This is a genomic window from Herbaspirillum autotrophicum, assembly GCF_001189915.1.
GTDB classification, from domain to species: Bacteria; Pseudomonadota; Gammaproteobacteria; order Burkholderiales; family Burkholderiaceae_D; genus Herbaspirillum; species Herbaspirillum autotrophicum.
In genome coordinates, this window is the sequence record NZ_LFLS01000036.1 from 61,036 (window position 1) to 68,987 (window position 7,952).

Sequence of the window (7,952 nt, forward strand, 5' to 3'; positions counted from 1 at the left end):
GGTTACTGCGCGAATGAGCTTTCGATTGCCTTCTGACCGGCCACGGCTTGCAACTGCTGCTGTTGGGCCTGTTGCGTCGCCTGGTCGGCAGCAGCACTATCTGCCTTACGCTTGGCAATGAGCTGCTCCGGACCGCGTAACAGGTTGGCCGGCACGCCCAGCGCCAGACCCTTCTGATAATTGGCCGCGTCGAAGTCGATCACGTCCAGCGAATTGGTGTTTTGCAAAGCCTGCGCCTGCTCGATCAGGCCACCGATCAGCACATCGACTGCGTTGACTTCTTCCATTTTCTGGGCGCGGGCCAAGGGGCTGATGTACTTGACGATAAAATCGCGGCCCTTCAGCGAGTCTGGTATCGGTCCGATTTCCTGCTCCAATGCGCCAGAACGGTAGGCAATGGCAAAACACCGCTCTACCAAGACTTGCAGATATTCGCCTTGGAAGCGGGCAAACATCGGTCCCAGCTGCTGGCGAATCTGGTTTGCTCGCTGCATGATTTCCGTCGCTGAGCGTACTGCGCCATCCAGCGGAGTGAGTTGATCAGCCAGCAGCGATTTACTGATTGACCGGCGCAACTGATCGGCCTTTGAAAACGACACATTGAAGTCGGCACCGGTCTTGAGCGATACCAGATTTTCTATATTGCTCACCATGATGACCCGCCGCGCGCCGACTTTAATCGTGCGCGGGTTAATCACTCCGTCATCGGTAGCCTTCCACATTCCGGAAATGGCAAGATCGAGACTGCCAAGCTCCAACCGCAGAATGTCGTTCAGCGTCTTGACGCTGGGCAGCACATTGGAACCGATGCCTGTTGCATAGGGCGTACCCGGAATCAGGCGCCAGCGTGGAACGGCACAAGGGAATTCCATGTAGCCGCTGTCGCGCAAGACGGTTTTCTCGCTGACTTCGATATGCACGCTGCGGAAAGGCATTGACTGCTTGGTGAATCCCTTCTTTCCCTGCGGGTTCGGCTCTATCGACCAGATGACAGGCACCGCGTCCGAATACTTTCCATCTTCGTATCGCTTGCGGGTAACATCCGAAACGTTGTCGATACCGTACTCAGTCACCACTTGTTCGACGGTCGGCGACCAGCTTCGGTGTAGTACGTCGACGCGCCCATTAGATTTTGACGCGGCCACGTAGCACTGCCAGAGCGGCCAGGCTTCGAAGTTGTAACCGCCGATTTCATTGCCGGCATTGTCCCGGGCTTGGTCGGCATACATGACAAACCAGCCGGCCGGCAGCAAGTCAGAGAGGTTTTCATATGCCACGGCGTCGAAGCCGGAAGCGTGGATATTCTCGAAAACAAACTGCGTTGCTCCGTCCATCCATCCGTTTTCTTCTTCGGACTTCTGGCCGGCATCCAGATCAAACCAGCGCGAGTTGGCAGGGTGCATGCCGGATGCGATTGCAGCCTTCAGCACCTCGGCGTCATCCATTGCCGTGTTGTCGTACAGACGCGCACGCTGTGACGCGGCACTGGTTGAAGCTGTTTCAGTAACGCCATACCAGCCGATCGAGCGTTCCGGCGCCAGATAATCGAACACCTCGCGCCACACTGAGTCATGCGGCTGGCGCTGCGTGACCAGCTGCTGATGCCGGCGAATGATTTTGTCTACGAGGTCGCTCATTGTCCGAGGGAAGATTTACCGTAAGAGAGTGCAGCGCCGGCACCGGTGGACAGCGCAGATTGTTGCTGCTGGCGGCGCCGGGCCGCCTGCGTCATATTGGTTTTTTGGGCAGCTTCGGCGGCTGCTTCAGCCGCTTCGGCTTTGGGGTCGGTCTTTACGACCGCTGGGGTACTGCCGCCACCGCCGCACATGTCAGGAACCCTTGCCCACTGCCACAGCCCAATTCGCAGGAACAATCCAGCCTTCAGCGGTCAGCACCGGCGTGGTCGGCTTCGATGCAAGGGTTTTGTGGTAGTCCGGCAGCGGCTCAGCCTTGACGACCGAGGCAGCAGCGCGGGTGCCGGCGGCCTTGAGCGCTTCGATCTGCTGCGCCTGATTCTCAAACATCCCCATCAACTTGGCGAAGTCTGCGGCGCTGACGGTCGGGGCCGCCGCTTGTGCTTGTTCGGCCAGTTCTTCGGCCTTGACGACCGAGGCAGCAGCGTATGCTGTGGCACCATCGGATGCGCCAGTCTCGACCACTTCGGTGCCGGTGGTTTCGAGAGCGGTGATGTTCTGTGGGTCTTCGCCTGGCGTGGCTACGTTGCGGGTTGTTTTGGTGGTCATGTGGGACTCCTGAGAGGTTGCCGGAAGGATCAGCGGCAACTTTATCGGTTATCCATGTCGGAATCCCGACAATCCGCCCCACTTGGTTGTCATCGGCAAATCGGCCCGCTGGTTGGCTGTGACGTTGCACCAGAGCGCGATAAGCCGTTCTCCGTCCTGATGCCGTGGGCTGGCCTCCAAGTCGCGCCAGCCCAGCATTGTGGTGCGTGGCACGTCGATTGCGCTGCTGATGTTGACAAGCGTGTATCCCTTCCGCTGCACGTCAAGCAGCAGCTGGAACCAATCGACTTGCTTGTCTGGAATCGGCAGCATCGTTACGGGGCATCCTTCGGGGGTGGATCGGAAAGAAAGTTCTTCAGATCGCCACTTGCCTGCAAGTAGCGAGCGTGATCAATGTCGAGGTAAATATGGCGCGGCGGCCTCAGGGAGTGAATGGTCTCAAGAATCTTTAGATACGGCTCAGCGGCCGCCATGTACTCCCGGTGTATGCGCGCCAATTGTGCTTTGGCCTCCCGCTCATACTCGTCCAGTTTGTTGCTCACGCCGGCACCTCATCAAACATCGACGCCTGCGGCTGAACCACGGACAGCGCGGTGATGGTCACCACGACGCGCGCGCCCTTCTCGTCAGGCTCGCCCACTTCGCCGGTATCCTTCCAGACCCAAAAATCGTCTTCGATGGCCAGGCCCTTGATCGAGTCGTACAGGCATTTGCGGGCGTTATCCAGATCGATGCGCTGTACTGTGTTGTCCCACTCGGCCCCGAACTTGCGCATGCGTGCTTGCCAATCCAGCGGGCGCTTTGCGTACAGAACGATATCGATGCGAACCCGGCCCTTGATGTGTTCGCGCACACCAGCCGCGCGCAGCATCCAGCCGACCTGCTGCTTGTACGCGACCGCCTCCTTTGACGGCGCGGTCATGATGCGTTTGCCCAGCGGGAACGAATTCCAATATCGATTTGCGCTGATCGGATACGGCAAGGTGATGGTGATGGATTTCATTTTCTCACCGCGATGTAGGCTTCTTTGGCGCAAACAGGGCATTTGATGCACAAGCAGTCCCCATCGCGTTGATCGCTAACGAATCTCGCTTCAGTGCGATTGAATTCGAATTTCGTCTTGCATGCTGAGCATGTGTGCCGAATTGGATTGAGTTCCGGTGGTGTGCCGCGAGATATGATTTTCATCGCTTGATCCAGTTATTGTAAAAGCCGCGCATCCAGGCTGCGGCATAGAGAAATGACAGCCCAAAGATTCCCCATTGAGTTGCCTTGAATGATGCATAGAACCAGAACGGCTGACCGATCAGGCCAAAGATGCAGGCCCACTTACGCATGCTGGCACTACCCGCCTGCGACAGAAATACTGCAATGACGCCTGTAAATGCGATTCCGACCTGCTCCATGCTTACTTCTCCTTTTATGCCTCGGAATGAGGCGGGTTGGTGGTGCAAATGCGCGCGCACGCGCGTGAGAGTGACGGGGTAAAGCTCAGTCAATCGCGATAGATCCAGCCTTTAATGCCTGTTCGGCCTCGCGAAGTTGGTGCAGAGAAACGGTCTTGTCTCCGCTCTGAATGCGCTGGATGATCCGCTTTGCCCAGCGCAGTCCATCAACCGGTGCGCCGTTGGCCTTGGTCTGCTCGTTCGTGAAAGTGCTGATCATGGCTTTGGCCTTGGCGATGTCTTCAGCGCTGACCGCTGCCGGCGCTGGCAGACGCGGACCTTGCACGATTTCCGGTACCGGCTTGATGACCTCCTGCCGCATGACGTCGTCCAGTGCCGCCGAGAATCGCGGCTTCAGTGCCGAGGTGCTGAGCGTGGTCATTTCGTGATACCCGACCTTCTGCGCTGCCCAGTAGATCGCGGGGTGTGACCATTGATCTTTGCCCTCGTTACGGGCATGCAACTGCTGTACAGCCTCGATCAGCGCGGCGTCAGCGTTCGGCGTTGGTCGGCAGAATTCCAGGAACTCGGGCCATGCCGGCACGAACCTGTTGCACGATGCCAGCCCGCGCTTGATGTCCGGCATGCGCAGGCCATTTGCCCGGATGCTGTCACGCCATACGGCTTTGGTGTTCTCGATGCCGGAATCCTTGCCGTTGACAGTGGCGCCGCTACCGAACTTGTCGGTAAATGCCTTGCCGTACATGCCGTGAAGCTGACCGAAAAGCAACTCCATCGGATCAATTCGCTTCTCGGCCTGTTGCTGCGTCGAGGGTGAAAGGTTGTTCGTCATGGTGGCCTCCTAAGCCGAGGGAATTCATTGCTGCTGCGCGGGATTGGTCTTTGGTGGTTTGGTGCTGCGGTGGTCGTGCGCCTGCGACGTTCATCGCTGCGGCGTCAGCTGCCCAGTTCCGGATAAAGCCGATTACGAAATTCGGTGGGATGGCTTCATTCGGTTTCTTTGCCTTGGCCTGACGGCAGGCTTCGTGCAACGTTGTCAGCAGCACGCCTTGCGCAGCCAACTCGATGATTGCCAGGTGCCCCGGATTCGCATTGATGCCGTACGGACGCATGGCAATGCAGATTTCGCCGACGGAATGGCACACATCGACGGGATTGGCGTCAATGACGTTTGAATCATGTGCGCCGGTCCCAGTACTTGTTTTTACTTCTGGTGTATGGGTAGTGGTGTCTGGTGTCTGGGTAGCCGTGACAGGCGTTGCAGGTGCCGTTACAGGCGTTACAGGTTTTGTTTCAGGTACCGTTACAGAAATGTTCGCGACAAGTGTTCGCAGATCAGCAATTCCGATGTTCCAAGATGCGTGACCACCCGCATCCGTCAAGGCTTTAAAGAGTTTTGCGCGCTCTTCACGATGACGCTTTGTGCGGTTGTCTTCGTTCGCTTTTTTTAGTTCGCGCTCTGGCTCACCATCCTGATACTTTGCAATGGCCTCATCGCATGTGTCTTTGTGCCAACCGTCCTCCCGCAACAAAAAAAACTCTTTCAGGACAGATTCGACCGCTTCACGCTGCACTTTTGTGGTGGCGCGAATTTGGCGGCATGCTTCCTTGATATCGATAGGGATCGGCTTTTCTTTGCGGTAATACCAGCGCAGCAGACGCGTGTATGCCATGTCCTCATCCCAACTCAAATGACTGGTGGCGGTCGCATAGTCGCCGATGTGGTGTTCGTAGTAGTTCATGCGAACATCCTTTGCTGCAGGGGTTTTAGGCGCTCTGCTTCAATCCGGCGCCGTGCGACATCGACGTATGGCCCATGTGAATCGATGCCGATAAACTTGCGATCACTACGCACGCAGGCCACGCCAGTGGTACCGCTCCCCATGGCGTTATCAAGTACTGTTTGCCCCGGATCGGTGTAAGTCCTGACCAAGAATGACATCAGATCGACCGGCTTCTGAGTTGGGTGGAACGCCCCTATTTGCTTGTCGCTTGAGAAAAATTGAACAGAACGAGGGTATCGGTCGGTAGAGTCATATTCTGTATTGACCATGGCCTTGCCGTAGCACTCTGAATTGACGGCCCGGCGCTTGGTCTTTTGGCGAACGTGACCAAAGGTCATCTGAGGGTTATAGATCGGCTGCCGGCGATAGAAAACAAGTACTGACTCATGCGCCCGCAGTGGCTGCTTTTTAGCGTTCAGGAACCCGGTTGCATTTCCCTTTTCCCAAATCCACTCATATCGAAATAGATTGGGCTGACTCGATACCAGTACTGACGTGAACGGCTGCATGCCGGTCAATACGATTGCTGCGCACGGCTTCGCAATACGTAAGTACTGCTCCCAGAGCGGCCCCAATGGAATCACGCTATCCCAACTGCATTCGGTCGCCCCGTATGGCAGATCAGCCAGAATCATGTCGACCGATTCATCTGCGATGTCGCGCATGACTTCCAGACAATCCCCTGTATGCAACGAGAATTCTGTCACATTGCCCCCGTCAAAGCCGCCACGCACCACGCCATGGGCGAATACCTCACGGTCAGCTTGCACTTACGTTTCTTGGCCGGCACGGTGCGTTGAATCACGTTATCGCTAAATGGGCAGTCGTCGGTGGCGAGGAAATAACGGTGGTTTTTAGGCATGCTGCGGTCGATGCTCAGCACGCAAATGCGCGCCATGCGATCAAGAATACTGACGACGGCGAGCTTCGAGACCGCGCACGGTACGCATATCGCGGCCGCAATTTCGCTGCTGGTCATCCCTTGCGGATTCGCTTTCAGGAGGTCAATTACCGCCTGACGGGCTTCGGTGGTTTTGATTGGTTTCATCAGTCCCGCCGATCTTTCTCAATGTCCGCTTCCAGATACCGATGTGCCAGGTACTTGAGGCCGGACAGTTCTTTCTGGCTGATCACAACGGAGTCAGACGCCGATATCTGCAAACCGATGGCGGCGAACAATTGGCAGACGTGTTCAAGCTGGTCCTTTGTCCGACTAACCGTACTCGCTGAAACGCCCATGCATTCCGCTGCACGCTCCTGAGTGACGTATGCAAGGCGCTGCAATACCTCGCCCTGAATCCGTGCGCCGGTCTTGCGGGTCATTTCAATCGGATCGAGTGAAACTGTTTCTGTGCTCATTGAGGCACCTATTTCTTGTAATGAAGGGTGGGAATTTCCACCGTGCTAAATTTCAGTTTCCACACATCGTTTAACAACAGAGGAAACTCCCATGGATGAATCTATCGAAATGCAAAAAATCAAGATGCAACTGACGGCTCAGAGCGCGGCGTTACATGCCATTTGCGCGGCGCTAGAACCTGCGATGTCCGATACCGCCCAGGGTATTTTTCGAGCAGCGACTGAAGATGCGCATGCCGGTCTGCAACAGACAGGCGTCGATAAACAAGTGCTCGACTTTTTCGCAACACTTTGTGCTTCGCTCGAAGACGCCTTGCAACATCGTCCTTAGTCGGAACAGGAATCCACACGCCGGCGATTTCGTGGACTTTTTTTAGTGTTTGAACAATGCCCCGCGCATTGGCGCGTGAGTGCTGGCGGTCGTCGGTCATGCCGGCACCTTGTCGGGCTGGGATTGTTCTGTCTCCAAACCGTCGAATGCGTCTGGACGGGCAAGACGCAAATACTGGAGACGCGCTTTGGGAATGCCATTCACGCGCCACTCAGACACGGACGACGGTTTGATATCGAAGATTTTCGCCACGGCGTTTGTGCCGTCGAGGCGGTCAATTACTTGGTTTGCAAGGCTGTTCATAAGGGATTCCTTTGACGATTTACCGCCATGTTAGGCATTCCTTATTTGAATTGTCAAGGCATTCCTAATTGACTTACTGCTAGGATTTCCTAATGAACACGCTTGCAGAACGCTTAAAACATGCGCTTAGTCGCAATCCGGGGATGACCCAACTCGAACTCGCCAAGGCGTGCGAGGTGAAGGCTCCATCAGTCGCAGATTGGATGTCCGGTCGGACCAAAAAAATAGAAGGGGCAAATTTGCTACTCGCCGCCAAGGCGTTGAACGTCAATCCTTGGTGGCTGGCAACCGGCAAAGGATTAGTTGATGGTGATATGAAAACCATCTTTCTCGACGCGCCTCAGAAGGTTTCGGGAGGCTGGCCATTCACGGTGGCTATTGATCTTTTTTTGTCACTGCCTGTTGATGAGCGAGAAAGACTCGATGAAGATTTAACACATGCAGTGGAACGTTGGCACACCAAAAATCATATGAAAAGTAAGAGGGCCGGCCAAGGTTAGTCCAGGGCAAACGGCCGTAGTACTTC

General features: G+C 55.9%; 14 protein-coding genes. 2 read left to right on the forward strand and 12 right to left on the reverse strand.

The window, feature by feature from the left end:
• Positions 1 to 2: 2 nt before the first annotated feature.
• The 11 genes from AKL27_RS22480 to AKL27_RS22535 all read right to left on the reverse strand — a co-directional run bounded on the left by AKL27_RS22480 (position 3) and on the right by AKL27_RS22535 (position 6,792).
• Positions 3 to 1,637, reverse strand: coding sequence for a portal protein (locus AKL27_RS22480; RefSeq protein WP_050465106.1), 1,635 nt, complete (start codon positions 1,635 to 1,637; stop codon positions 3 to 5).
• A 192-nt stretch (positions 1,638 to 1,829) separates the two neighbouring features.
• Positions 1,830 to 2,243 carry a hypothetical protein gene (locus AKL27_RS22490; RefSeq protein ID WP_050465108.1) on the reverse strand — a complete coding sequence of 138 codons (414 nt, stop codon included), beginning with the start codon at positions 2,241 to 2,243 and terminating at the stop codon, positions 1,830 to 1,832.
• 48 nt (positions 2,244 to 2,291) lie between these two features.
• On the reverse strand, positions 2,292 to 2,555 hold the full coding sequence (locus AKL27_RS22495) for a hypothetical protein (RefSeq protein WP_050465109.1): 264 nt from the start codon (positions 2,553 to 2,555) through the stop codon (positions 2,292 to 2,294).
• Between the two features lie 2 nt (positions 2,556 to 2,557).
• Positions 2,558 to 2,785, reverse strand: a complete 228-nt coding sequence (locus AKL27_RS22500) for a hypothetical protein (protein WP_050465110.1) — start codon at positions 2,783 to 2,785, stop codon at positions 2,558 to 2,560.
• Positions 2,782 to 3,246, reverse strand: a complete 465-nt coding sequence (locus tag AKL27_RS22505) for a RusA family crossover junction endodeoxyribonuclease (RefSeq protein WP_050465111.1) — start codon at positions 3,244 to 3,246, stop codon at positions 2,782 to 2,784. The genes AKL27_RS22500 and AKL27_RS22505 overlap by 4 nt, the downstream gene beginning before the upstream one ends.
• Before the next feature lie 181 nt (positions 3,247 to 3,427).
• Positions 3,428 to 3,649: a hypothetical protein gene (locus AKL27_RS22510; protein ID WP_050465112.1), complete on the reverse strand. Its 222-nt coding sequence runs from the start codon at positions 3,647 to 3,649 to the stop codon at positions 3,428 to 3,430.
• An 85-nt stretch (positions 3,650 to 3,734) separates the two neighbouring features.
• Positions 3,735 to 4,481 carry a hypothetical protein gene (locus AKL27_RS22515; RefSeq protein WP_157057057.1) on the reverse strand — a complete coding sequence of 249 codons (747 nt, stop codon included), beginning with the start codon at positions 4,479 to 4,481 and terminating at the stop codon, positions 3,735 to 3,737.
• Complete coding sequence (locus tag AKL27_RS22520; RefSeq protein ID WP_050465114.1) at positions 4,429 to 5,391, reverse strand: YdaU family protein; 963 nt, start codon at positions 5,389 to 5,391, stop codon at positions 4,429 to 4,431. The genes AKL27_RS22515 and AKL27_RS22520 overlap by 53 nt, the downstream gene beginning before the upstream one ends.
• A complete protein-coding gene (locus tag AKL27_RS22525) occupies positions 5,388 to 6,203 on the reverse strand; it encodes a DNA-methyltransferase (protein WP_198156059.1) in 816 nt (271 codons plus the stop codon). The genes AKL27_RS22520 and AKL27_RS22525 overlap by 4 nt, the downstream gene beginning before the upstream one ends.
• The gene (locus tag AKL27_RS22530; protein WP_050465116.1) at positions 6,137 to 6,481 is read right to left on the reverse strand and encodes a hypothetical protein; all 345 of its coding nucleotides are present in this window, start codon (positions 6,479 to 6,481) and stop codon (positions 6,137 to 6,139) included. The genes AKL27_RS22525 and AKL27_RS22530 overlap by 67 nt, the downstream gene beginning before the upstream one ends.
• The gene (locus AKL27_RS22535; RefSeq protein WP_050465117.1) at positions 6,481 to 6,792 is read right to left on the reverse strand and encodes a CII family transcriptional regulator; all 312 of its coding nucleotides are present in this window, start codon (positions 6,790 to 6,792) and stop codon (positions 6,481 to 6,483) included. The genes AKL27_RS22530 and AKL27_RS22535 overlap by 1 nt, the downstream gene beginning before the upstream one ends.
• 91 nt (positions 6,793 to 6,883) lie before the next feature.
• Between AKL27_RS22535 and AKL27_RS22540 the strand changes: the two genes are divergently transcribed.
• Positions 6,884 to 7,123: a hypothetical protein gene (locus AKL27_RS22540; RefSeq protein ID WP_050465118.1), complete on the forward strand. Its 240-nt coding sequence runs from the start codon at positions 6,884 to 6,886 to the stop codon at positions 7,121 to 7,123.
• Positions 7,124 to 7,219: 96 nt separating this feature from the next.
• Here the strand turns inward: AKL27_RS22540 and AKL27_RS22545 are convergent, their stop codons facing one another.
• Complete coding sequence (locus AKL27_RS22545; RefSeq protein WP_050465119.1) at positions 7,220 to 7,426, reverse strand: hypothetical protein; 207 nt, start codon at positions 7,424 to 7,426, stop codon at positions 7,220 to 7,222.
• 92 nt (positions 7,427 to 7,518) lie between these two features.
• Between AKL27_RS22545 and AKL27_RS22550 the strand changes: the two genes are divergently transcribed.
• A complete protein-coding gene (locus AKL27_RS22550) occupies positions 7,519 to 7,926 on the forward strand; it encodes a helix-turn-helix domain-containing protein (protein ID WP_083439220.1) in 408 nt (135 codons plus the stop codon).
• The last annotated feature ends 26 nt before the right edge of the window (positions 7,927 to 7,952 follow it).